Below are 23,457 nucleotides of genomic sequence, written 5' to 3'. Positions count from 1 at the left end.
GGATTACAACGGTTTTAAGAGTAAAAATCCGCCCGCACCGACCATGGCACTTCCCGCACCTACGTCCATGCGACGCAGCGCTTTAGGGCTTGTAAAGAGGGCTTTAGCACGGTGGGCCATCCACGCGTACGTACACAAAACCGTCCCAAGAACGAGAGAAACGATGGTAGCAGCAAGTGCCACATCCGCGCCACTGAGGGCTTGGAGATTCATGAACGTGGGCAAGAAGCTCAGGTAAAACAAGATGACCTTAGGGTTGCCCAGCGTAATGAAAAACCCGCTTAGAAAGCTAGCACTCAAAGCACTTTCTTTGGAGCCTTGGAGGGTGCGTGCGTGGGCGGAACTGCGCAAGATTTGCACTCCAAGGTAGACAAGGTACGCGCCACCGAGGTATTTAACGGCGATGAACACTTCCCCCATCACCGACGCCAGTGCGCTAAGGCCATACACCGCCATGAGTAAAAAGACCAAATCTCCCAGCACACAGCCAAAGGCGAGCAAGGCGCCGTGGGTAAACCCACTGGCTAAGGCTCTAGCGGTTACGGCAAAGACTCCTGGTCCTGGACTGGCGGCCAAAAGGGTCATGGCGCCCGCAAGGGCGAGCGCGCTCATCAGTGTCATGAGACATCCTTTACATGTAAAGTCATAAAAGTGAGATTGTAGCACACACACGGGGCTTTGGTGTGACCTTAATGTACAAAAATGTATCAAGGCACGAAAAAGCCAGCTGTGGTATAATCCTCCAACGTTTCTTAACAAGGATATACCATGGCAAAAGTAGAATTTTTAGGCCCCATCGGGCGCGCACCTGTGGAAGTTTCGGTAAGCTCACTGGCTGAACTTAAAGAGCATTTTAAAGACGACGTGCAACTTTCCGAATGGCTAGCCATTTGCTCTGTAGCGGTCAATGACACGCTTGTCTGCGGACTGGACACGCCCATCAACGAGAACGACAAAATCTCCCTTTTACCTCCCGTGTGCGGAGGCTAGGATGCTAGAACTGCACCAAGGGCCTTTACATGTAGAGGCCATTTTGAACCGTTGGTACAACACCTACCGTGACCAAAATTGCGGGGCGTTTGTCACCTTTGTAGGGATTGTTCGGGATGAAGATGGCATCGAGGGGCTCAGTTTTGATGTGTACGAACCTATCCTCAAAAGCTGGTTTGATGCGTGGCAAGAAAAGGCCAAGGAGCGCGACGCCCATCTGGTGATGGCCCATTCCATCGGCGATGTGCCTAACCACACAAGCTCGTATATTTCGGGGGTCATCTCACCCAAACGGCGCGCGGGGCTAGAGCTACTAGACGCGTTTGTGGAGGATTTTAAGGCCAAAGCACCCATTTGGAAATACGACATCATCAACGGCGCGCGGGTGTACGCCAAAGACCGTAGCACGGCACTTCCGGGTGCTGGGCTTTTGAAGGCGTAAAATGGCGTGGACACCGTACGAAGAGACCATCGCACGCCTTGAAAAAACCTTTACATGTAAGGGGCGCGTCGAGGTTGTCGGGCTCATGGAAGCGCGCGGACGCATCTTGGCCCACGACAGCATCGCGCAAGAAAACCAACCCGCGTTTCCTACTTCTGAGATGGACGGCTATGCCATTCGCTTTGCTGACCAAGAAAAAGGGATGCTCACGCTCACCCACCGCGTTCCTGCGGGCACGGAGATTTCTTTACATGTAGGCGAGGGTGAGTGCATCAAAACCTTTACAGGGTCGCTGTTGAGCGCAGGGGCCGATACCATCATCCCTATTGAATTTGTGGAAGTCAAGGGTGACACGGTGCACATCGTGAAGCCTGTGGAGCGTGGCTACGCGGTGCGGCCTGTGGGCGAGGGCTACCGCGTGGGCGAAGTGCTCATCCCAAAAGGGACACGCATTGGGTTTGCGGAGATTGGCGTGTTGGCGGGTCTTGGTGAGGTGCAAGTGCCTGTGGCGGTGCGACCACGTGTGGCGGTGTTGGCTACGGGCAGCGAGATTGTGGACTTAGGTCAACCGCTTCCAAGCCCTGCACACATTCGCAGTTCCAACCACGTCACCATCGCCGCAATGGCGCAACATGCGGGCGCGGAAGCGGTGTTGCTAGGCATCGCAGGGGACGATAAAGCGCTCATTAAACAGCGCATCGTAGAAGGACTAGCGTGTGCGGACATCGTGGTCACCACGGGCGGCGTGAGCGTGGGGGATTATGATTTTGTCAAAGACATCATTGGGGACTTGGCGGTGGAGACCATCATCGAAGGGGCGGACATCAAGCCTGGTCGCCACATCCGCGTGGTGAAAGTGGGCGAAAAATACATCGTCGCACTGCCCGGATTTCCCTACTCAAGCGCGGTGGTTTTTGGACTCTATGGCTTGCGCCTCATCGACACGATGCTTGGGGTTGCGTACGCCAGACGTTTTTGCACCGCAACCTTGGAAGAAGACTACGCCAAACGCTCCAAATTTACCGAATTTACCGCGTGCGATGTGCGCGAAAAAGAGGGCGAACTCTTCGCTACCCTTGAGGGCAAAAAACTAGGCTCCAGCGCCATCTTAAACAACCTCCTCGGCGGCGCCACAGTGCTGTGCATCCCCAAAGAAACCACGCTTTTAAAGAAAGGCGAAAAAGTAGAAATACTGCGACTAGAAGTGTGAGAAGCTTTACATGTAAAGCTTCTCGTGGTTTGCGCCCATTGTATAATACAAATTTACTAACTATGGTGATTTTTAGTTATAATTTTCCAGACAAGATACCCCGTAGATAGCAAAAGGTCTGCCATGAATCAAGAATCAATCAATCCCGTCGTTCTCTATGAAGATGCAAGCGGTGAGATAGCCCTAGATGTTTCTTTGGAAAACGAGACGGTATGGCTGAGTCAAAAGCAGATGGAAGTGCTGTTTGATAAAAGCAAAAAGACGATTTCCGAACACATAAACAACGTCTTTAAAGAAGGCGAATTGGAGAAATCTTCAGTTGTCCGGAATTTCCGGACAACTGCTGCGGATGGTAAAAAGTACGATGTGATGTATTACAATCTTGATGTTATCATCTCTGTAGGCTATCGTGTTAAATCCAAACGAGGAACAGCATTTCGCATTTGGGCAACTAAAATTTTAAGAGAATACCTCATCAACGGCTACGCCACCAACCAAAAGCGATTGCAACAAAAAGGCTTAGAAGAACTGCGCCAAACCCTCAGTTTATTGCAAACGACTATTTCAGGGACTGAGCTTGAACTGGGCGAAGCCAAAGGGCTTTTGGAGGTCATCCTAAACTACGGACGCACGTGGACGTTACTCCAAGGGTACGATGAGGACGCCTTACATGTAAACATTCAGCCCAAAGAGGCGAAGTTTATCCTCGATGCCAACGAAGCCAAAGCAGCCATCGTGCAACTCAAAGAAGAACTTGTGCAAAAAGGAGAGGCTACCGCGCTGTTTGGGCGCGAAAAAGCGGGTGAGTTTGAAGGGATGTTGCGTGGGATTTACCAAACCTTTGGCGGGGTGGATTTGATCCCAAGTGTGGAAGAAAAAGCGGCAAATCTGTTGTACTACATCATCAAAGGCCACCCCTTCACAGACGGCAACAAGCGCATCGGGGCGTTTATGTTCATCCTCTTTTTATCCAAAAACAACTTACTCCACAAGCCAAACGGCGAGCTTAACATCAACGACAACGCCCTTGTGGCCTTAGCGCTCATGACCGCCAAAAGCGACCCAAAACAAAAAGAAACCATCATCAGCCTCATCGTCAACATGCTGTGCGAGTAGGATGAACGAAGGCTTTATATGTAAGCCATTTTGGATAATTCTATAGTATAATGGTAGAAAATATACCACTATAGGGGGTAAAATGAAAAAAAGAGCCCTTGAGCCTTTGCTTCGTATGGCACTGGAGACCTTTCCTGTTGTGTTGCTAAATGGCGCTAGACAAGTGGGAAAATCCACATTGGCGTTGGAAAATTTCGAGCACTACCTTACCTTTGATGATGGCGAACTTCGCCTTTTTGCCAAGGACAATCCCAAAGGTTTTCTCAAATCCCTCACTCTCCCTGTTTGCCTCGATGAAGTCCAAAAAGTCCCTTCGCTGCTAGAATACATCAAGATCCACAGCGACACCGCACGTGTCAATGGAAATTTTTTGCTCACAGGAAGCTCCAATGTCCTTGACCACAAAGAAGCCAAAGACACCCTAGCAGGCAGGCTCATAGAACTTAGACTCCACCCTTTAAGCTCCAAAGAAAAAAACGACAAGCCCGCCCAAAATGTTATATCTCAGCTTTTGTCTCGCGAGGTAAGCCTTCCCAAGAAAGACTACGCAGACGAAGTTATCGCGCACATTTTAAACGGCGGTTACCCTGAGATTTTACGCCTTGAGGGCTTCCAAAAAGAGCTATGGTTTAGTTCTTACGTGGCATCTTACATTGAGCGTGACGCGAGAGATTTGGCAGACATCCGCGACATTGATAGTTTCATTCGTTTTGTCAATGTGCTCGCTTCGCGCAGTGGCACCTTGCTTAACAAATCAAACCTTAGTACTGCCATTGGCATCAAAGACATCACTACAGATAACTACCTTTCCATCATGAATCGCATCTACCAAGCAAGCCTTTTAAAGCCCTATTTTGCCAACATAGGCAAGCAATTTACCAAGTCTCCCAAGGTTTTTTTTAACGACACAGGCGTGTTGTGTTCATTGCTAAAACTAAGCACAAAAGAGAAACTTTTGCACTCGCCCTACAGCGGCCAAGTGTTTGAAACCTACGTGTTTGGGGAGTTGCAAAAGCACCTCTGCACACTCCAAGCAAGCAGCGCGCTGTACCATTACAGAACCAAGGACAAAAAAGAGATAGATTTCATTGTGGAGGTTGATGATAGCGTGTTGGCCATCGAAGTAAAGCAAAGCAGCAGCATTCAAAGGGACGATTTTAGGCACATCGTGGACTTCCAAAGCAAAAGCCCCAAGCCTTGTTTGGGCGTTGTGCTTTACAATGGCGAGAGGGTAATGGAACTAGGAGAAGACCTGCTAGCTGTCCCTCTTGGGGTGTTTTTGTAGTGTTATATGTAAGCCTCTTTAGCTAACTTTTTAGCCCGCTTTGCTAAGATCCAACAAACTCCGCTTAAAGGCTCATTGAATGAATACAGCACTTCCTTCTCGTGTGGCTTTAGACTACAAGAGTAAAGCACAACAAGTGCGAAAAATGAGTGAAGCTTGGGTGGAGCAATTTATCTTTTGCCCTCGTTGTGGTCAAGAACTCTCAGGATATGAAAACAATCGTCCTGTGGCAGATTTTTATTGTGCTACATGTAAAGATGATTTTGAACTCAAAAGCAAGAAAAATACATTAGGAAAAAAAGTTGTAGACGGTGCTTATGGCACCATGATAACGCGCCTTCAAAGCAATGAAAGTCCCCATTTTTTCTTTTTAACTTACAATAAGGCGTTTAACGTTTCAAATTTTGCCGTAGTGCCCCATTATTTTTTTACGCCAGAAACGATTGAGAGGCGTAAACCACTTTCAGCCACTGCCAAAAGAGCAGGATGGGTCGGGTGTAATATTCTCTTAAGCGCATTGCCAGAAAGTGGAAAGATTTTTTATATTTACAACGAAAGAGTAATACCTAAAGAAAATGTTTTGGAAAACTGGTCTAAAACACGTTTTATTCAGGAATCTTCCCTTTCTCAAAAAGGATGGTTAATCGAAATAATGCGTTGTATTGATATGCTTAAAAAGCCATTATTTTCCCGCCAAGAACTGCTGGCATTTATTCCATATTTGCAAACAAAATACCCACAAAATAAACACATTGAATATAAAATTAGCCAACAACTTCAAGTGTTGCGCGATAAGGGATTTTTGGAGTTTGTTGGCCGTGGAGTTTATAGAGTAAGGTAAAGGGTATGGTTATAAAACAAGAAAATATAGTAGCTATCATTGAAAAGATTGAAGCACTAGCCAATATGCACAGGGCACTTTGGAGAGAAGAGCTTTGGGAATTCACAGACATTGAAATTTTGGGCAAAGCGAATATTTTGGCAGCAAGGCCGAAGGGTTTGAAGAGAGTCTAGAAATGATTAAAAAACACCTAAACCCGCTTACATGTAAAGAGATTTAGAAAATTCTCTACCACAGGGGTCAAGCTCCCCTCACACATACCCCATCACTCCAAGCATCAACACCCCATAGCGCAAGGTTTTGGCGATGGCGACGAGGATGAGAAACTTCCACCACCCATAGCGCGCGGCGCCTGCGGCGAACATGATTGGTCCGCCGATAACGGGCGCCCACGTTAGGAGCAGTGACCACGGGCCGTAACGTTCAAAGGTGCGCCGTCCCTTTTCAAACACCACGGGCTTGATGTAACCTTTTCCAAGCGCCCAGTCGATGGCAAAGCGCCCGATGCCATAGTTCACAAACGACCCAAGGGTGTTGCCCGCCGAAGCCAAAAGAAGCAACAACCCCCAAGAGCGCTCTTGGGTGAGTTCGTACACAAAAAGCACTTCGCTAGGGAGGGGCAAAAAGGTTGCTGCCCCAAAGCACACAGCAAAAAGGACGAGGTAACTCACGCCTTAAGCAGCTCCACGATGCGCGCTTCTTCTACGAGTTTCGCGTCGTATTTGACGATGAGCAAGGCTTCGGTTTCGTTTTGATACCACTCTACGACGCCTTCAAGTTGCGCCAGTTTAGGGCGATTTTCTAGGGCAATATCTGCAAAAGGGAGGTAGAGATTTTTGGTTTGGTGGGGGTTTGAGAGGGTGAGCAAAAGCCCAATCCACGCTACACACACCACCACCACAACCCAGCTGATGCCCTCAAGGCCCAAGTGCAGGTACAGCCAGCCTCCCAGTGCCCCGCCCAAAAACGTCCCCAAGTGCCCAAAGGAATTAAACACCCCAAGGGCCGTGCCTTTTTGGTGCACTCTGGCGTATTTGCTAGCGAGAGATTGCATGAGGGGTTCGTGGATGTTAAAGCCCACGAAAAACACCGCCACCCCCACGATGAACACCCACGCACTTTGCGCGTTGCCCATGAGCAGGTAGCTTATGCCAAAGAGCACCACGCCAAGGATAAGCATGGCTTTGGATTGTTGTTTTTTCTCCCCATACACCGCCGAAGCGCCCATGGCAACGATGCCAAGCAAAAGGGCGGGCATGTAAACCTTCCACAGGGCGGATTTTTCCACGCCAAATTCGCCTACCATCATGAGCGGGATGACCAAAAACGCCAAGGTCATGAGTCCTTTTTGCAAAAAGTTTGTAAGGTTCATCTTTAAAAGGGCGTAATTGTTCATGAGTTTGGGCATGTCCGATTCGTCTAGTTCGTACGCGTGGGTGATGCGCGGAGGACTGGGCACCTTAGTAAAGAGCACGATGATAGCAAGCACCCCACAGGCCGCGGTGAGCAAAAACAACACCCCGACCCCATACAAGCCTCCAAGCAGTGGCCCAAGTCCCATGGAAAAGGCAAAACTCAGCGCGATACTCCCGCCCATGACCGCCATGGCGCGTGAACGCATCTCTTCTTTAACAAGGTCGCTTACCAATGCCGCACCTACCGCGCCAATGGCTCCAGCCCCTTGCAAAAAACGCCCAAACATGAGCATGTAAATGTCCGTGGCTGCCGCGCACACCAAGGAACCTACAATCAAAATCACGAGTCCGATGGCGATGGTCACCTTGCGGCCAATCTTGTCTGAGAGCATTCCAAAAGGCACTTGCAAAACCATTTGCGTCAGCGCGTACCCCCCAAGGGTGATGCCCACGAGCCATTCATTGGCACCGGGAAGTTCGAGCGCGTACACAGAAAGCACAGGCAAAACGATAAATAAACCCAAAAAACGTAACGCAATAATAGCACTCAGGGGAGCAACGGTGCGAAGCATACAAACACCTTCGATGGTTAAGATAAATTTTGTCCTATTCTACTCCTTTGATGCTTTGAAAAAGGTTTGGGTATTTATGTTAAAATTGCGCACCATGTAACCTCTGTGCAAGAAAATTCTGTTATAAATCCTTACATGTAAAGCCAACAAAGGAAGCCGTTGAAGATTGTACTAGCTACCTCCAACAAAGGAAAAATCCGCGAAATCAAAGCCTTTTTAGAAGGGTTTGACGTGGTAGGGTTTGAGGAAGTCCTCACCCCTTTTGACATCGAAGAAACAGGCGCAACCTTCAAGGAAAACGCCCTCATCAAGGCCCACGCGGTGTACGATGCCTTGGAAGAGAAAAACGTTATCGTTCTTTCCGATGACAGCGGGATTTCTGTGCCGCTTTTGGGCGGGGAGCCTGGCATTTACAGTGCCAGATACGCTGGGCTTGGTGCTAGCGATAAAGAAAATTTAGCCAAGCTTGTGGACACCTTGCGTGCGTGCGGCGTGAGTCAAACCCCCGCTTTTTACACGGCCGCTATCGCTCTAGCTACGCCCTGGGGTGCGTTTAGCGTGCACGGCTGGATGCACGGCACTGCCATCAACGAAGCCAGAGGCGAAAACGGTTTTGGGTACGACCCCATGTTTATCCCTCAGGGCTACACCACCACGTTGGGCGAGATGGATGCCCAAAGCAAGCGGGATATTTCCCACCGAACTAGGGCACTTAAACACGCCATGACCCTACTAAATACCTTAAAAGGAAACCAATGAAAACTGTTCTTATCATCGGTGCGGGCGGCGTAAGCCGTGTTGCGACCACCAAATGCGCCATGAATACTCAAACCTTTGGACGCATCGTCCTTGCAAGCCGCACCAAATCCAAGTGTGATGAAATCGCCGCAGAAATCAAAGAGCGCTTACATGTAAGCATTGAAACCGCCAGTGTAGACGCGGATGATGTTCCCCAACTCGTCGCGCTCATCCAAAAGGTGAAGCCCGATTTGGTGCTTAACGTGGCCCTTCCCTACCAAGACTTGACCATCATGGATGCGTGCGTGGAAACGGGCGTGGATTACCTTGACACCGCCAACTACGAGCATCCCGATGAGGCCAAATTTGAGTACAAGCTCCAGTGGGCTAAGCACGACGCGTTTAAAGCAAAGGGCATCATGGGTCTTTTAGGAAGCGGGTTTGACCCTGGCGTTACTAACGTGTTTTGCGCCTACGCCCAGCAGTATTTGTTCGATGAAATCCACACCATCGACATCCTAGATTGCAACGCGGGCGACCACGGTTATCCATTTGCTACCAACTTTAACCCCGAGATTAACCTGCGCGAAGTGAGCTCCAAGGGGCGTTATTGGGAAGAGGGCAAGTGGATTGACACGGAGCCTGTGGCCATTAAAATGGTTTGGGATTACCCTGAGATTGGCCCCAAAGACAGCTATTTGCTCTACCACGAAGAGTTGGAGTCGTTGGTGCAAAACATCAAAGGACTCAAACGCATCCGCTTTTTTATGACCTTTGGCCAAAGCTACCTCACCCACATGAAATGCCTCGAAAACGTGGGCATGCTAGGCATTAAAGAGGTGGAGCACAAGGGCATGAAAATCGTCCCTATCGAGTTTTTAAAAACCTTGCTTCCCGACCCCGCAAGCTTAGGACCGCGCACCGTGGGCATGACCAACATCGGGTGCGTGATTGAGGGCATCAAAGAGGGTAAACCCAAAAAAGTCTACATCTACAACACCTGTGACCACCAAGCGTGCTACCGCGAAACGGGTGCGCAAGCGGTGAGTTACACCACGGGCGTGCCTGCGATGATTGGCGCAAAACTCATCCTAGAGGGCAAATGGAAAGGCCAAGGTGTCTTCAACATGGAACACTTTGACGCCAAACCGTTCATGGAGGAGCTCAACATCCAAGGCTTGCCATGGAAACTCATCGAAATGAAACCGGGCGAAAGTTACGAGGTAGATTGATTTTATGCGCCACGTCCTTATCTCTGGTTGCTCTTCTGGCATTGGACTTTACTGTGCGAAAGCCTTACATGTAAAGGAAGATGTTCGCGTTTACGCCACGGCCAGAAAACCTGAGGACGTGGCGCGTTTGCGGGAGAGGGGGTTGTGGGCGTGCCGTTTGGATTTGGATAGCAATGAAAGCATTGAGGCGGCCTTGACCCAAGTGCTCGAACAAAGCGGTGGGCGGTTGGATGTGCTCTTTAACAATGGGGCCTACGGACAACCCGGAGCCGTGGAAGACCTGAGTGATGAAGCCCTTAAGGCCCAGTTTCAAACCAATGTCTTTGGCACCCAATACCTCACCAACCTCGTTTTAAAAACCATGCGCACCCAAAAAAGCGGGCGCATTGTGTACAACAGTTCGGTTTTAGGCTTTGCCGCCATGGGCTACCGTGGTGCGTACAATGCCAGTAAATTTGCCATCGAAGGGTTAGCCGATACCTTGCGCTTAGAGTTAAGTGATAGCGGTATCCATGTGGTGCTCATTGAACCTGGCCCCATCACTAGCGCCTTTCGCACCAACGCGTTGCAAAAGTTTTTAGCCCACATCGATGTGCAAAATAGCCCCCATAAAACCACCTACGAAGCGACCCTTTCGCGCTTGCAAGGAAGCAAACCCACCCCTTTTACCCTCGGGCCCGAAGCGGTGTATGACGCCCTTTTAGAGGCCATCACTGCGTCAAAGCCCAAAGCACGTTACCGTGTTACCACACCCACCAAAGTGCTGTGGTATGCCAAGCGGTTATTGCCTACATTGCTTTTGGACAAGCTTCTTAAAAAAGCCACTTAACGCTGTTTGAGGATGAGTGCGTTGAATTGAGGGATAGGAACGGGTCTGGAAAAGAGGTACCCTTGGTAGCAAGGACAGGCGAGTTCTTGGAGGACGCGAAGGTCTTCTTTGGTTTCAACGCCCTCGGCCACCACTCCAAGCCAAAAGATTTTAGAAGCTTGGATGATGACTTCGGTCACGGCACGTTTATTGGGGTCTTCGTGGATGCCTTGCACAAAAGAACGGTCGATTTTGAGGGTATCAACGGGAAGCTTGTTGAGGTAACTCAAAGAGGAATACCCTGTCCCAAAATCATCGATGGCCAGTTTGACGCCCAAGGCTTTGAGCCCGTGGAGGGTGTTGAGGTCCCCCGAAGCAGAAAAACTCTCCGTAATCTCAAGCTCCACGAGCGAAGGGGTGACGCCTGTTTTGTGCAGCAAGGTGCGCACCATGCTGACGCAGGTGGGGTGTTCTAGCTGTTTTACGGAGAGGTTGATAGCAAGGTGTAGGTTCCACCCGCGTTTTTCCCAGCGTGCCAATTGTTCCAATGCCGCTTCTAGTACCCATTTTCCAAGTTGCAAGATAGAGCCTGATTCTTCCGCCGTTTCGATAAACATAGAAGGGTGCAAGAGCCCTTTTTCGGGATGATTCCAGCGAATCAACGCTTCCGCGCCAAGGATAGTGTTGGTGTTGGTTTCCACCTTGGGTTGGAAGTAGAGCTCAAATTCACCCCGTTCGATTCCCAAAAGAATCTCCCGCTCCAAGCCCACCAACGCGTGAATTTTCTCGTCCATTTCGTGGTTAAAACATTGAAAAGTGTTGCGCCCTTTGTGTTTGGCCTCGTACATAGCAATGTCGGCATTTTTGATAAGCTCAGCCGTCGTAGTGCCATCCTTTGGGTACAGAGCAATCCCCAAACTACACCCAATGGTAAGTTCGTGGTGGTTTACATGTAAGGGGGCATTGACCGTTTCAATCATGCGATTTAAAATCTCAAAAAGTACTTCATTTTTTGTGATATTGGTCAAAATAAAGATAAATTCATCCCCGCCGATGCGCGCAAGAGTGTCGGATTCTCGAATGATTTTTTGAAAACGTTTGGCCATTTCTTGAAGCAACGTATCGCCCGCATCGTGTCCAAGGGTATCATTGACACGTTTGAAATGGTCAAGGTCCATAAAAACAACGGCGAGTTTGCTTTTCTCCCGCTTGGCGCGCCCGATGGCTTGGGTGAGGCGGTCGATAAGTAAGAGGCGATTGGGCAGGCCTGTGAGGTAGTCATGGTGCGCTTGGTGGCTAATGGCCGCTTGCTGATGCTGCAAGGTGTGAATCAGTGCATTGGCCCCAAGGGCAAGGGGGTGAAATTCGCTAAAGGTGATTTTTTCCGTTTCGATGACCGCGTGTTCGTGGGCGGCGCGTTCAAAGGTTTTGAGAAAAAGACGAATGATTTTTTGCAAATGTTTGTGCAAGGAAAACAGGGCAAATCCAAGGCCAAGGGTGGCAAAAAAAAGCAGGCTAAAGATGAGGGTATTGCCCTTGTCGATGAGCTGTTGGTACACCTTTGCCTCTTCCTCTAAAAGGGTGTCGATGTGCTCTAGGTCAACCCCTGCCCCTAGGAAAAAAGGGTGATTGGCGATGGCGATGACGTAAGAGATTTTGGGTGCAAGGGTGCCATCGAGGCGTTTCCACGCGTACGTGGTGAATCCACCCTCGGTAGAGGCTTGGGCGGTGGCGCTGTTGAGTTGGACCACTTTGACGCCATTGGGGTCGGTGGTTTCCCAAATATTGGGCCGATTGGGAAAGTAAGTGCCGTTGCTGACAATCATTTTGCCATCAAAGGTATTGAGAAAAAAATACCCTTCGTTGCTATTTCCAAGGCGTTGTGCGGCGAGGATTTCAAAGAGTTCATCTTCGGTCTCTTTGGGAAAATCTTTGCCGTGCAATGCCGTGATTTCAAGGATGGCGCGTTCTAATTCGTAGTAAGCAGAGGCGTCCCTGCCCGAAGCATTTTGTGTCATCTCAAGGAGTGCGTGAAGGTCGGCAAGGTCGTTGAGCAAGTCAAGGGTTTTGAATTGTTTGGCTTTTTCCAACTGCAAGGAGAGGATGGTGTGCATCCGCAGGACTTCAGATTTTAAGGAGGCTTTTTGCTCGTAAAGGAGCCGTTCGCGCTCTTTTTGCTCCAAAGTACCCACATGCTGTTTGAGGGTGTAGGAGGCAATCACTCCAGAGGCAATGGCAATGATGCAAAAAAGCATAAAAAACTGCAAAGACGCAAGTTTAATTAGACTGATGGGTTGTTTCAAGGCCACTCCTAAAAAAGGGTATCTTAGCACATTTATTCTAAGAGCAAAATACGTTATAATCCCACCAAAAAAGGCCCCCAATGCACCTTCAAAAACACTCCGCCATTGCCAGAGTCTTGGACCAAATCCCCACCCCTTGTTACGTTTGTGAGGAAGCTTTGCTGGAAGAAAACCTCAAACGTTTAGCGTACGTGCAAGAACAAACGGGAGCCAAAATCCTCCTTGCCCTCAAAGGCTTTGCTTTCACAGCGTTGTTTGACATGGTCGGAAAATACCTGCAAGGGTGCACCGCTAGTGGGCTTCACGAAGCTACCCTTTCCCATGAATTTATGGGCAAAGAAACCCACACGTATTCGCCCGCTTTCAAAGAAACACAGATGGACGAAATCCTTTCCATCAGCGACCATGTAGTGTTTAACTCCTTTGCCCAGTGGGAAAAGTTTCGCGCTTTAGCCAAAGGAAAAGTTTCGTGCGGACTACGTGTTAACCCCGAAGTTTCCGCTTCGCCTGCGGATTTGTATAACCCTTGTGGGCTTTACAGCCGCCTTGGCATCACCCGCGCCCAGTTTCAGCCTGAACAGCTTGAAGGCATCGAGGGGTTGCATTTTCACGCTCTTTGCGAACAAAATGTGGACGCCTTAGAAGCGGTACTAGCAGGGTTTGAGGAAAAATTTGGCGCGTTTATCCCGCAAATGCGTTGGATTAACTTTGGGGGCGGGCACCACATCACCCGTGAGGATTACGATGTAGAAGGACTCATCCGCGTCATTCGCGCCTTTCGTGCGCGCTATAACAACATCCCCGTGTACCTTGAGCCCGGCGAAGCGGTGGGGTGGCAAACGGGGCCGTTGGTGGCGTCGGTGCTTGATATTGTGGACAATGGCATGAACATCGCCATCTTAGACACCTCCGCCGAAGCCCACATGCCTGACACCCTTGCCATGCCCTACCGCGCGCAGATTCGAGGAGCCAGCGAGGCAAACGAAAAAGCCCACACGTACCGCCTTGGAGGCAACACGTGTTTGGCGGGAGATATCATGGGGGATTACAGTTTTGATGCGCCTTTACATGTAGGGCAAAAACTCATTTTTGAAGATATGATTCACTACACTATCGTGAAAAATACGACGTTTAATGGCATTAAATTACCCGATTTAGGTGTGCTGCGAAAAAATGGTGTGTTTGAAGTGGTGCGGGAGTTTGGATACGAAGAGTACCGACGCCGCAATTAGCGTCGGTGAGAGAGGGATTAGCTACGTCCCCTGCTTGATAGTTTTAGGGGTCGAACTAAACTCTAAACTTTTTATGTGAAATACAAGAAATAGCTCCTTACATGTAAGCTCTTAGGAAGTATCTAAAAAGTACAATTGTACAATTAGACATAAAGGATGTAAAATGAATATTTCAGCGACTGAACTTAGACAGCATGCACATCTTCTCTCAAGCGTGAAAGATGAAGATATCGTGCTGACGAAGCGCGACAAACCTTTTGCCGTTATTGTTGATTTTGAAAAATACACGAAACTTATCAAGATGCATCAGCGCCATAAAAAAAACGCCAAGCTTGAAGCGTTAAATGCATTGGGTTCGTATGAACTTGGCGGAAAGTCTGCCAAAGAGATAAAGGCTGACATGAGCCATGTGTAAGGTTTTTTTAGATGCAAACATCATCTTAGACTTGATTGATAAGAATCGCAACTGCGTTGAGCAAACAAGGTCGCTTATTGCGTCATTGCTCCAAAATGGCGACACACTTATGACCAGTTGTGACATCTTTACTACGGTGTATTATGTGGCGCAAAAGCATGTGGCGCGTGAGGTGCTTTTAGGTGATCTTGAGAAGATACTGAGCTTTATTGACGTGATACCCATTGATTTTTCGACTATTCAGTACGCCATAAAACTCAATAAAAATGAGTTAAAAGAAGATTTTGAAGATATTTTGCAATACGCGTGTGCCAAAAGTGCATCATGCGAACGCATCATCACCAACGACAAGAATTTTTTTAAAGGCGATATTGAGGTGGTTTCAGTTGCATTTTTTTCTTAAAAATAGACGGGCGGTTTGAAGTGGTGCGGGAGTTTGGATACGAAGAGTACCGACGCCGCAATTAGCGTCGGTAAAGGGGAGCGTTAGCTACGTCCCCCGCCTTTATAGTCACTGCGTCCGCCACTTGATGGACGGCTTTTTCCACCACCACTAGAAGGGCGACGGCTGCGGAAGTTACTACGGTTTTTAGAATCAGGACGTCCTGCAAGGCGTTTGATGACTTTTGCAAAGGTTTGTTCATCCAGTCCGATTTTTTCAGGGCCATTGGCTTTTTCTTGCTCTAATAAAAGCGAAATAGCTTTAAGGGCGATGTTGGCAAGGTCGGTTTCGTTTTCAAGGGCCGTCAACACTGCAGGAGCGTTTTCATTTAACGGTGCTTGTTCGATGGTGCGCGCAAGGTTGCTCAAGCGGCTTTTTTGAAGTTCGCCCCGCGTTGGAAGCACACGGTGTTCGATGTTGGTGCCGACTTTTTTGCCGATGCGTTGAATGGAGTTGTATTCCATAGGCGTACACAAGGTGATGGCCATCCCTTTTTGTCCCGCACGTCCTGTACGGCCGATGCGGTGGACGTAACTTTCAGGGTCGAAAGGAATGTGCACGTTGATGACGTGGCTGATTTCTTTCACGTTGAGTCCGCGCGCGGCCACGTCGGTGGCGACAAGCAAGTCAATGTTGGAAAAACGGAAGGCTTTGATGACTTCTTCGCGTTGTGCTTGTTCCATGTCGCCGTGCAAGCCTTTGACTGCAAAACCTCCTGCGGTAAGTTTGGTGGCGAGCATGTCTACTTCTTTTTTGGTGCGGCAAAACATGATGGCTTTGTCAGGATCGAGGGTGTCAAGCAAACGAATCACTGCATCGTCGCGCTCCCACTCTTCGATGACGTAATAGCACTGTTCGATGTCCACGTTGGTGGTCATGTTCGCAGGTGTCACGCTGACAAATTTTGGTTCTTTAAGAATTTTTTTGGCCAAGACCTTGATGGGCTCAGGCATAGTGGCAGAAAAGAGCATGGTTTGGCGTGAGCTTGGAAGGTAGGTAAAAATCTCTTTAATATCGTCCAAAAAGCCCATATCAAGCATCTCATCCGCTTCGTCTAAGACTACGATGGAAGGGTTAAAGTCTTTGAGACGGTTGTTTTTAAGAAGGTCTAGCATCCGTCCGGGGGTTGCTACAACCACACTAGCACCCGCTTCGATAAGCTTCATTTGGCGTGTGTAGGAGCTGCCTCCGTAAACGGTAACGGTCTTGAACCCTTTAAAACGTCCAAGCATGTAGATTTCATCACTGACTTGGGTAGCAAGTTCGCGGGTAGGGGTGATAACAAGAACGTGGACGCCTTTTTCACGGGGGTCAATCTTGCTAAGAATTGGTAGGGCAAAGGCAGCGGTTTTTCCCGTACCTGTTTGGGCTTGGGCAACCATGTCATGACCTTCTAAGATAAGGGGAATGGCTTGTTGCTGAATGGGACTTGGCTCTTTAAAGCCGGCTTCTTGAACAGCTTTAAAGATAGCTGCGTCTAGGGCGAAAGATTCGAATGTGGTAGTCATGTAAGGGGTTCCTAGTAGATCAATATAGCAGAATTTGGGGCTAGATTGGTCGAAATTTGGTTCATTATAGCCAAAATTATTTAAAACTAAGCGCGATAAAAACATTTACCACAAGAATGCTTAATGTTTAGCCTTACATGTAACGCTAAAATGAACTAATGTACTGGCCAAAACCGCCCGCCTGTTGTTTTGACAATGCGTGGCTTCCCTTCTTCTATGGCGACTTCTTCTACAACAGAAGACTTCTCAAGATGGCGAATGTCATTAGCATACATATGACCCTCAATGGTGATGGTGTAAGAAACCAAGAAGCGGTTGTTTCCTTGGGGGTGGATGATTAAGCCATCGATGACGCATTGGATGTCATCAAAAATAGAAAAACTATTGCTTAGGGTATCTTCCAAGTCCATCAAGGTTGTCCCGTCGCTACTGCTCACCCAGTCATCTGAGAGTAAGGCCATTAAGGAGGAGAGATTTTTACTAGAATAACGCTCGGCAAAGGTTTGGTAAAGCTCGTGAACAAAGGATTGTTGGGCTATCTCTGATTGGGTTTTGATAGAATCAGCATGGGTGACTAGGCGGCCTCTTATGTGCTCTAAAAGAGTGACAATAAGATGTTGATCAGGAAGAAATACCTCTTTTGCTCTTGCGGCTTCTACGGTAGAAACATGCTGTTCGTATTCAGTATAAAGCGCGTTGTAAGTAGTAATATAAGCTTGTGTTTCACCAATGGCCAACTCTTCCACTTTGGCATGCAGGATTTTGACTTCTTTAAGCATGGCAGACTCAACCACGGAGTCTTCCAAGCGTTTTTGTTCGATAAGCTTTCCTTTGAGTGCCATAAGTTCTTGTACGCGAAGCCTAAGTTGGACATATCTTTTCCCAAGGGGAAATTCTTCAAGGGCGTATGTTGTCAAGCTACTGTTAAATTTTCCATATTTGGCATAGTACGTCTCTTCGTAGGTGCTTTTTTTATCTTCCGCGAGGGCGGGAAAGGTGATTGTATAGGGAAGCAAAAGCGCAATTTCTTTTAATTGCTCTAAATAAGTCCTTTCATCTTCAATATCCATAGCATTAATGAGCTTTTCGCTTTTGTCTAAAGTACTTTTCCATACCACGACTTCCCCGTGGAGAAGAAAGTTTTCTTCGGGTGCGGCTTTAAAGTCTTGGATTGAAAAGTAGCTATCAAGAAGGTTTTTTGTGTTGGGCATGCTGTTTTTGATAAACGCATAAACATGAAGTGCCATAAGCTCTTTTTTGGCCTTTTCGACTTTTTCATTTTCATTAAGTTCTTTTTCTTGGGCGTAGCGTGCATAAGGTTCTAAAATGATGGCATAATTGCCCTCTTTGGCACTTTTCAAGCCTGCATTAATGACCATTTTTCCAGATTCCTTATCTAAAGAAAAAACCTCTTGTGAAAGCTGTGTGGCATACCACTCCCCCCACTGTTTTTGAAGTTTTTCTAAATATTCGTAATCTCTTTGACGGTTCTCTATTTCACTTTGGGCAGCTTGTAAGTAGTATGTTGCTTGGGAACGAATAGTGCCAGTGGCGATGCGAGAGATGACACTGTTAACTTTGCTTAACGTATCTTTATACCCGTCCATATTTCCGTGCAACAGCCCGATACCATGACTTTCTTCTAAATTATAGATGGGCATTGACCTGCTTAACATTTCGGCCTCTTCCGCTGTTTTCATCGCAAAGTCATTAAAAAGTTGTAATGTTTCATTATCCAATACAGGAAATTTTTTCCATTCAGACTGCAAGGTCTCAATAGCATACAAATCATTTTCGAGGGTGCTAAGGTCGGCGATAATAGCATCGTGAACGGAAGCAGGAGCAATAATTTGTTCCTTTCGGACACCAATGATGGCTCCTACTGAATGCAACGACACGCCCTCGTCGTTTATCTTGCCAATAGATGAATATGCGTGCTCTTGAAGATACGTGATAGCCCCTGTGGTTGTATGTTCTATTTGAGGCATCCAGTGCATAATAACAGGGTCTTCGCCCGTGCCAGAAACCATGGGGAAGGATTCTAGGATTTTTCTGTTTTGGTACACTGCCATACCAACCCGCTTCATTTCGCTAATCGTATAGTCTATCATGGCTCGAAGGCGGCTTTTGTCGTTTGAATAACGCAGTTCAGTAATGCTTCTTAGGGTGCCATAGGCATTGAGTGTTTTTTCTTTGGATATTTTCCATTCGTTGTCTAATTCATTTTGTGCATAGCTAATTTCTTCTTCGCCTACTTTTTTGTTTTCACTTTTAAGCCATCTTATGTGAGGGGTGTCATGAACCGATGGTTTGGACAACTCTGTTGCCTCTAAGCCTTGCTTAAAAAGCACACCCATCTCTTTAAGCAAGGCATCAATAGAATCTGACCATTTTGTTTTAAGGAGCAGGGCTTCTTCTAGGTTGTTAGACTGTAGTGCCCCTTTGACATCAGTAAAAGGGGCTTCTTTATACTCTAAAGCGATGCCTTGGGCAATCTCTAAAGAGGGTTTGCGTAGTTCCAAGAGAGAATTTTGGTATTGTTGGTGTGTTGGGGAAGAGTCTTTGTCGGCTTGAAGCATGTTTTCTACAATCGTTTCTTGATTATCTATGAGTTCTTTATCAAGTTTTCTGACTAATTCAAGGGCTTGGATTTGAAGTGCAGTAAACTCTTTTTCCAAATCGTATTCGCTGATGATCATGGCATTGACCGCAAACAGATTAGACTCTTGAGAGAGGTAGAAGAGTGTTGCTCTTGCTTTTTGTTTTAGGGCAAAATCGCTATTTTGTGCTTCTGCTTCGGCCTCTGACTTTATTTTCTTTAGCTCTGCTAGCTTTGCAGGGAAGAGCACTTTTTGTTTTTCAAGAGTTTTGAGTTTTGTGTAGTAGGCAATCACTTCATCCACATTCGCAAAGGCTTTTCCAAACTTTTCGCTAAACACTTTAAATTTTTCATTCTCTTGTCGAAGGCGTGTTTGTGCCCACTCTTTTTCAACCTGTTTGTTTAAATCTTGAAGCAATTCTTTAATCCAACGCCTTGAAACATTTTCAAACTCTTGCAATTGACGCAACTCATGTTCTTCTTGGATGGCTTGCGCTGAGCCACTCAAATGGTCCCATAGGGAGACCGAGATTTCAGGAAAGGTTTCGCCTAGCTTGGTTTGAACGTAGGTTTTGACCAGTTCTCGCGTGCCCGCATCGGTGATGAGGTATTTATTGAAAAAATAGGTAATAGTGTCGCCATCCATGGGGACCGTAGCAGGCGCGTTGCCCGAACTTGAGCCTATAAGCCTTCGGTCGTGATTGACGACGCCATAGAGGGTTTCGATTTGCAGGGCAGCTTTGGTGCTTCGAAATTGCTTTTCAGATTCGATGACTAGCTTTGAAGCTTCCCATACGGCGTTGATAACAGGATGATTGACAGCCCCTGCAACCCCATCAAGTATTCCTATAACAGCATCACCATAATCCCCTGAACCTAGTTTTGAAGAGACTTCAGCAACTTTCTCGATAACGACTTTGATTTTAAGCAAATCGTCTTTGAAATTAGGAAAAGCATTGGGGTCGCCGTTGAGAAAAAACTCCTCACCTTTGCCTAAAAGTTCCCAGATAATATCAAAGGTTAAAAGCTTGGTAGCTACTTCTTTAGCGTCTTGTTTTTCAGCAGTATAGGTAGCGAGGTTGAGACCGTAAGTAGCAGCCTTGGAGAACTCTTGCGATTGGGTTAAAAGCGAGCCAGCTGCTAGAGGATGGGATGTGCTGATGAGAAATAGAGAAAGAAAAAAAGAAACTTGCTTTTTCATGAATCTACCTCATTGGTGAGCTTTACATGTAAGCTTTTTAGGCTTACATGTAAAGCTATGGTTTAGGGAAAATAACGCGAACCGTTGGGGTTGTATTTGTATTCAAGAGTAACCCTCCAAACGTTAACGGCAGCATCATCAACATCTGGATCAGCAAGGGGGTTTATTTGTATGCTTGATTGGATCCGCACCAGGGCATAGGTGTTGTTCATAAGTTTTACTCCAAAAACACGCCCTGGGTCTTCAGCACTAGGCGCGGTGCCACTATCGTAACCACCTTCTGGTACAGTGATGCCAGAAAAAGATGCTCCTAAGCCAAAATCCTGAAGAGCGACTCCAGAAAGAAAACGTCCCCAAATAATATTCCCTTCAATATGAATTTCTGAAAGAGAAGAGTCATATACTGCATCATCTTCAGTAAAATTGAAACCTACGGGAAGCGGGCAAATTGGAATGGTACATTTTTGCAATACAAACGTTCCACTCGTCATATAATCATCCCCACCACCTGCTTCAAGATTTGCTAAAGAGGTTTGGGAAACTCCTCCGCTGTCGTTGACTACTAAAAAATTCTCGCTGTTTTGCACGTTGGCCGTCGTGCCACTTGCCACGTCTGCCGCGTAAGAAAGACCAAAGATGAGCGGGTGTTTCATAGAAAGCAACATCGCTCCTTTTTCGCCCACACTAAAGGAAAACTCTGTAACGCCCTTGTCTTGGTAGAGGGTGCCATCAGTGGTGGCTAAAACGCTACGGTTGAAGAGGATGGAGGCGTAGTAGCGGTTGTTTGAGAACGCCACACTGCTGATGGAAAAGTCGATTTGAATGTTATCAAGTGCTGAGAAATCCTTGCGCAAGGCCCGTTCAAGGGTCATCTCATCGCCCTCAAAGTTTCTGTCCACGTACTGCATAAAGCCCGTATCGTTTTCTTGCTCGTAGAAGGTTTTAAGTTGTGTGAGGGTTTCTTGAATCATCCCATACGCATCAAGGTCACTAAAACTTAGGCGGATTTGGGCGTCTTCTAGGGTGTTGGCTTTGCCTGTGGTGTCGATGACTTTGGCGATGATGTGGTAGGTTTGGGTAAGGTCAGGCTCAAAGGAAAAGTTAAAGCCGCCGTCTTTTTCAAAACGGGCCTTATTCCATGTTTTTCCCCCATCAAGAGAGACTGAGACGTCACCCACAGGATTTTTGCCTGTGCGCGCTTTTCCTCTTACATGTACATAGCCGTTATCTAAACTATCGCGCATCAAGATGGCTTCTTGCCCCGCATCGTCAAAAGAGAGGGAGTTGGCGTACAAGTAGTCAAATCCTACCTCTTCTTCGCCACCCCCAAAAATCCACCATTTGGCGTGAAGGGAACTTGCAAACAAGAGGCCTAAGAGCACTAGTATGAGTTTTTTTTGCATGGCTTATCCTTTAAAACGTCATACGAAGACCAAGGGTCACACTGCGCTCTTGGTAATCGCTTGAGGAGGTAGTATAACTTAGGTCATTAATGTGCGCCCTTAGGTAGACCATAATGCGCTTAAATTGTCCCCTGTCGCCCATATTCCAGTGGGCATCAAAACTGCCAAAAACCTTGTCTAGGTTATCTCCCGCATCTCTTTTTGAATGGTTTTTACCGACGCGAAGGTTGGTGGCAATCTTGTGCTTGGGAATGTCAACACCAAACCCTAGGGCAGCTTGGGTGTAGGTATTGTCGCCGTTGCTTAGTTCATCGTTCATGTCCCACGTGCCAAGGATGATGGAGGGCTTAAGGACGAGGTCTTTATAGGAATGGCGGGTGTTGAAGGTAGAGTTAAAACGCCATTCTTGTTGGTCGCGTCCAGCATTGTTGGTGTTGTAGTCGGAATAGGAAAGTTGCATGTCCGAGTAAACCATGCCAAAGCGGTCACGGTAATTAAGGTCATAAGTAGAGTCTTTGGTCACAGAAGTTTTTTTGTCGATGTAATTGTACTTATAGTTTACGTCCACTACCGCATAGCGTCTGTCAAAGAGTTGTTTAAAGGTGAAGCCAAGATTGGGGCGGTAAGTGTGCGTGGTGTTTGCCTTGTCTCCATCAAGGTTGTCACGAAACCATAAAAACCCTGTGTTCATGGTGATGGTGTCTGTCATCATGTAGCGCCATGTGGCCTTGAATTTTTCGCGGTCAGGGGTGGCTGAGCCCGTGACGGTTTTAAAATCAGGTGAAATGCGCTCGTATTCTAACTGTACGCGGCTAGGATTTTTATTGCCGATGGCTTGGAGAAAAAATGCCGTGCCGTTGCGTTTTGTGGTGGTGGTTGTTTGTGTTTCATTGTCTGAGTAAGAGTACTCCCCGTAAAGCTTTAGCCCAGGGATGGGGCGATAGGTGGAGTTGATGGTGTAGAGTTTTGTTTTGTATAAGGGAACGCCTGTCACAACGGAGTTTGAATCGTCCGTAGCCACTGCGTCAACGCCAACGCTGAGGGTGTCGCTGAGGTTTTTGTTAAAACGTGCTCCAAAGACTTCGCGCTTTGTGGAATCCACTTCGTTGTCCCAAAAGTTGTCCCACCTTGGGTAGGCTATACCATAAACCAATTCAAGGGTGTCTTTTTGTTCTGTGGTGTACGTGTAGGCACCACCTTTTAGGGAGGTGTTAAGGGAGTATTTGGAATAGGACTTAAAAAAATCCCCCAAATGCAACTGGTGCGCCCCCTTTTGCAAGTGCCCTGCAAGGGTAATTAAAGAGGCCGTTTTGGCATCTTTGCGTTTGTCATCGGTGAGCTTGAGGCCCGCGTTTAACGTATAGTCTATCTCTTCAAACTGACCTTTAGTGTAGAGGGTAAAAAGATTTTGGTACACAAATCCCTTGGTGAGCATAGAACTTGAGGGACTATTGCCCGTGATTTCATTGTGTTGAATGTAGAAATCGTTTGTAAAACGATAAACAGTTTCGGAGGCACCAAGGGAAGAAAGGCTTAAGAGCACGAGGGGTGGGATTAAAGGACTTATAACACGCATAATATGCCTTTATAGTATGATAAAGGCCATCATATATCCGACATACTTAATAAAGTATTAAAAAAGTAAACAGTTTATAAATAAATTGTAAATAAACTCTAGGAGTTACTTTAAGAAAAAAAAGTGTGT

21 protein-coding genes are annotated in these 23,457 nt (G+C 47.3%); 13 read left to right on the top strand and 8 right to left on the bottom strand.

What is annotated here, in order from left to right; genetic code table 11:
• Nucleotides 1–3 precede the first annotated feature (3 nt).
• Complete coding sequence (locus AC5SLM_RS08105) at nt 4–621, bottom strand: LysE family translocator (RefSeq protein WP_495250443.1); 618 nt, start codon at nt 619–621, stop codon at nt 4–6.
• A gap of 147 nt (nt 622–768) precedes the next feature.
• On the opposite strand from AC5SLM_RS08105, the gene AC5SLM_RS08100 reads away from it, so the two are divergent.
• The 7 genes from AC5SLM_RS08100 to AC5SLM_RS08070 all read left to right on the top strand — a co-directional run bounded on the left by AC5SLM_RS08100 (nt 769) and on the right by AC5SLM_RS08070 (nt 6,057).
• A complete protein-coding gene (locus AC5SLM_RS08100) occupies nt 769–990 on the top strand; it encodes a MoaD/ThiS family protein (protein WP_495250442.1) in 222 nt (73 codons plus the stop codon).
• Nucleotide 991: 1 nt separating this feature from the next.
• The gene (locus AC5SLM_RS08095; RefSeq protein WP_495250441.1) at nt 992–1,432 is read left to right on the top strand and encodes a molybdopterin synthase catalytic subunit; all 441 of its coding nucleotides are present in this window, start codon (nt 992–994) and stop codon (nt 1,430–1,432) included.
• 1 nt (nt 1,433) lies between these two features.
• The gene (locus AC5SLM_RS08090) at nt 1,434–2,642 is read left to right on the top strand and encodes a molybdopterin molybdotransferase MoeA (protein WP_495250440.1); all 1,209 of its coding nucleotides are present in this window, start codon (nt 1,434–1,436) and stop codon (nt 2,640–2,642) included.
• 123 nt (nt 2,643–2,765) lie between these two features.
• Nucleotides 2,766–3,758 (top strand): virulence RhuM family protein/type II toxin-antitoxin system death-on-curing family toxin, encoded by a 993-nt coding sequence (locus AC5SLM_RS08085; protein ID WP_495250439.1) that lies wholly within the window; start codon nt 2,766–2,768, stop codon nt 3,756–3,758.
• An 82-nt stretch (nt 3,759–3,840) separates the two neighbouring features.
• A complete protein-coding gene (locus AC5SLM_RS08080) occupies nt 3,841–5,043 on the top strand; it encodes an ATP-binding protein (RefSeq protein ID WP_495250438.1) in 1,203 nt (400 codons plus the stop codon).
• Between the two features lie 79 nt (nt 5,044–5,122).
• Complete coding sequence (locus AC5SLM_RS08075) at nt 5,123–5,884, top strand: DpnI domain-containing protein (RefSeq protein ID WP_495250437.1); 762 nt, start codon at nt 5,123–5,125, stop codon at nt 5,882–5,884.
• A 5-nt stretch (nt 5,885–5,889) separates the two neighbouring features.
• A complete protein-coding gene (locus tag AC5SLM_RS08070; RefSeq protein ID WP_495250436.1) occupies nt 5,890–6,057 on the top strand; it encodes a hypothetical protein in 168 nt (55 codons plus the stop codon).
• A 78-nt stretch (nt 6,058–6,135) separates the two neighbouring features.
• Here the strand turns inward: AC5SLM_RS08070 and AC5SLM_RS08065 are convergent, their stop codons facing one another.
• Together AC5SLM_RS08065 and AC5SLM_RS08060 are read right to left on the bottom strand one after the other, a co-directional pair.
• A complete protein-coding gene (locus tag AC5SLM_RS08065; protein WP_495250435.1) occupies nt 6,136–6,555 on the bottom strand; it encodes a YqaA family protein in 420 nt (139 codons plus the stop codon).
• Nucleotides 6,552–7,871 carry an MFS transporter gene (locus AC5SLM_RS08060; protein WP_495250434.1) on the bottom strand — a complete coding sequence of 440 codons (1,320 nt, stop codon included), beginning with the start codon at nt 7,869–7,871 and terminating at the stop codon, nt 6,552–6,554. The genes AC5SLM_RS08065 and AC5SLM_RS08060 overlap by 4 nt, the downstream gene beginning before the upstream one ends.
• A 159-nt stretch (nt 7,872–8,030) precedes the next feature.
• Here AC5SLM_RS08060 and rdgB point away from each other — a divergent pair, with 159 nt between their 5' ends.
• From rdgB to AC5SLM_RS08045, 3 genes are read left to right on the top strand one after another with little or no spacing between them, the layout of a single operon-like run.
• The gene (rdgB, locus tag AC5SLM_RS08055) at nt 8,031–8,630 is read left to right on the top strand and encodes an RdgB/HAM1 family non-canonical purine NTP pyrophosphatase (protein WP_495250433.1); all 600 of its coding nucleotides are present in this window, start codon (nt 8,031–8,033) and stop codon (nt 8,628–8,630) included.
• Nucleotides 8,627–9,841: a saccharopine dehydrogenase family protein gene (locus AC5SLM_RS08050; protein WP_495250432.1), complete on the top strand. Its 1,215-nt coding sequence runs from the start codon at nt 8,627–8,629 to the stop codon at nt 9,839–9,841. The genes rdgB and AC5SLM_RS08050 overlap by 4 nt, the downstream gene beginning before the upstream one ends.
• Nucleotides 9,842–9,845: 4 nt before the next feature.
• Nucleotides 9,846–10,670 carry an SDR family NAD(P)-dependent oxidoreductase gene (locus tag AC5SLM_RS08045; protein ID WP_495250431.1) on the top strand — a complete coding sequence of 275 codons (825 nt, stop codon included), beginning with the start codon at nt 9,846–9,848 and terminating at the stop codon, nt 10,668–10,670.
• Here AC5SLM_RS08045 and AC5SLM_RS08040 read toward each other — a convergent pair.
• Complete coding sequence (locus AC5SLM_RS08040; RefSeq protein ID WP_495250430.1) at nt 10,667–12,952, bottom strand: EAL domain-containing protein; 2,286 nt, start codon at nt 12,950–12,952, stop codon at nt 10,667–10,669. The two genes, AC5SLM_RS08045 and AC5SLM_RS08040, sit on opposite strands and share 4 nt — an antisense overlap.
• An 80-nt stretch (nt 12,953–13,032) precedes the next feature.
• Between AC5SLM_RS08040 and nspC the strand changes: the two genes are divergently transcribed.
• From nspC to AC5SLM_RS08025, 3 genes are all read left to right on the top strand, one after another.
• Complete coding sequence (gene nspC, locus AC5SLM_RS08035; RefSeq protein ID WP_495250429.1) at nt 13,033–14,184, top strand: carboxynorspermidine decarboxylase; 1,152 nt, start codon at nt 13,033–13,035, stop codon at nt 14,182–14,184.
• Between the two features lie 163 nt (nt 14,185–14,347).
• A complete protein-coding gene (locus AC5SLM_RS08030; RefSeq protein WP_495250428.1) occupies nt 14,348–14,599 on the top strand; it encodes a type II toxin-antitoxin system Phd/YefM family antitoxin in 252 nt (83 codons plus the stop codon).
• Nucleotides 14,592–15,002 carry a type II toxin-antitoxin system VapC family toxin gene (locus tag AC5SLM_RS08025; protein ID WP_495250427.1) on the top strand — a complete coding sequence of 137 codons (411 nt, stop codon included), beginning with the start codon at nt 14,592–14,594 and terminating at the stop codon, nt 15,000–15,002. The genes AC5SLM_RS08030 and AC5SLM_RS08025 overlap by 8 nt, the downstream gene beginning before the upstream one ends.
• A gap of 83 nt (nt 15,003–15,085) precedes the next feature.
• Here the strand turns inward: AC5SLM_RS08025 and AC5SLM_RS08020 are convergent, their stop codons facing one another.
• The 4 genes from AC5SLM_RS08020 to AC5SLM_RS08005 form a co-directional block, all read right to left on the bottom strand.
• Entirely contained in the window at nt 15,086–16,549 is a 1,464-nt protein-coding gene (locus AC5SLM_RS08020) for a DEAD/DEAH box helicase (RefSeq protein WP_495250426.1), read from the bottom strand.
• 155 nt (nt 16,550–16,704) lie between these two features.
• Entirely contained in the window at nt 16,705–20,349 is a 3,645-nt protein-coding gene (locus AC5SLM_RS08015; protein WP_495250425.1) for a hypothetical protein, read from the bottom strand.
• Nucleotides 20,350–20,411: 62 nt separating this feature from the next.
• Entirely contained in the window at nt 20,412–21,752 is a 1,341-nt protein-coding gene (locus AC5SLM_RS08010; protein ID WP_495250424.1) for a hypothetical protein, read from the bottom strand.
• 10 nt (nt 21,753–21,762) lie between these two features.
• The gene (locus AC5SLM_RS08005; RefSeq protein WP_495250423.1) at nt 21,763–23,328 is read right to left on the bottom strand and encodes a hypothetical protein; all 1,566 of its coding nucleotides are present in this window, start codon (nt 23,326–23,328) and stop codon (nt 21,763–21,765) included.
• Between the last annotated feature and the right edge of the window lie 129 nt (nt 23,329–23,457).

This window comes from Sulfurospirillum sp. HTRB-L1 (assembly GCF_059415125.1).
This window is presented reverse-complemented; position numbering and strand designations above follow the sequence as displayed.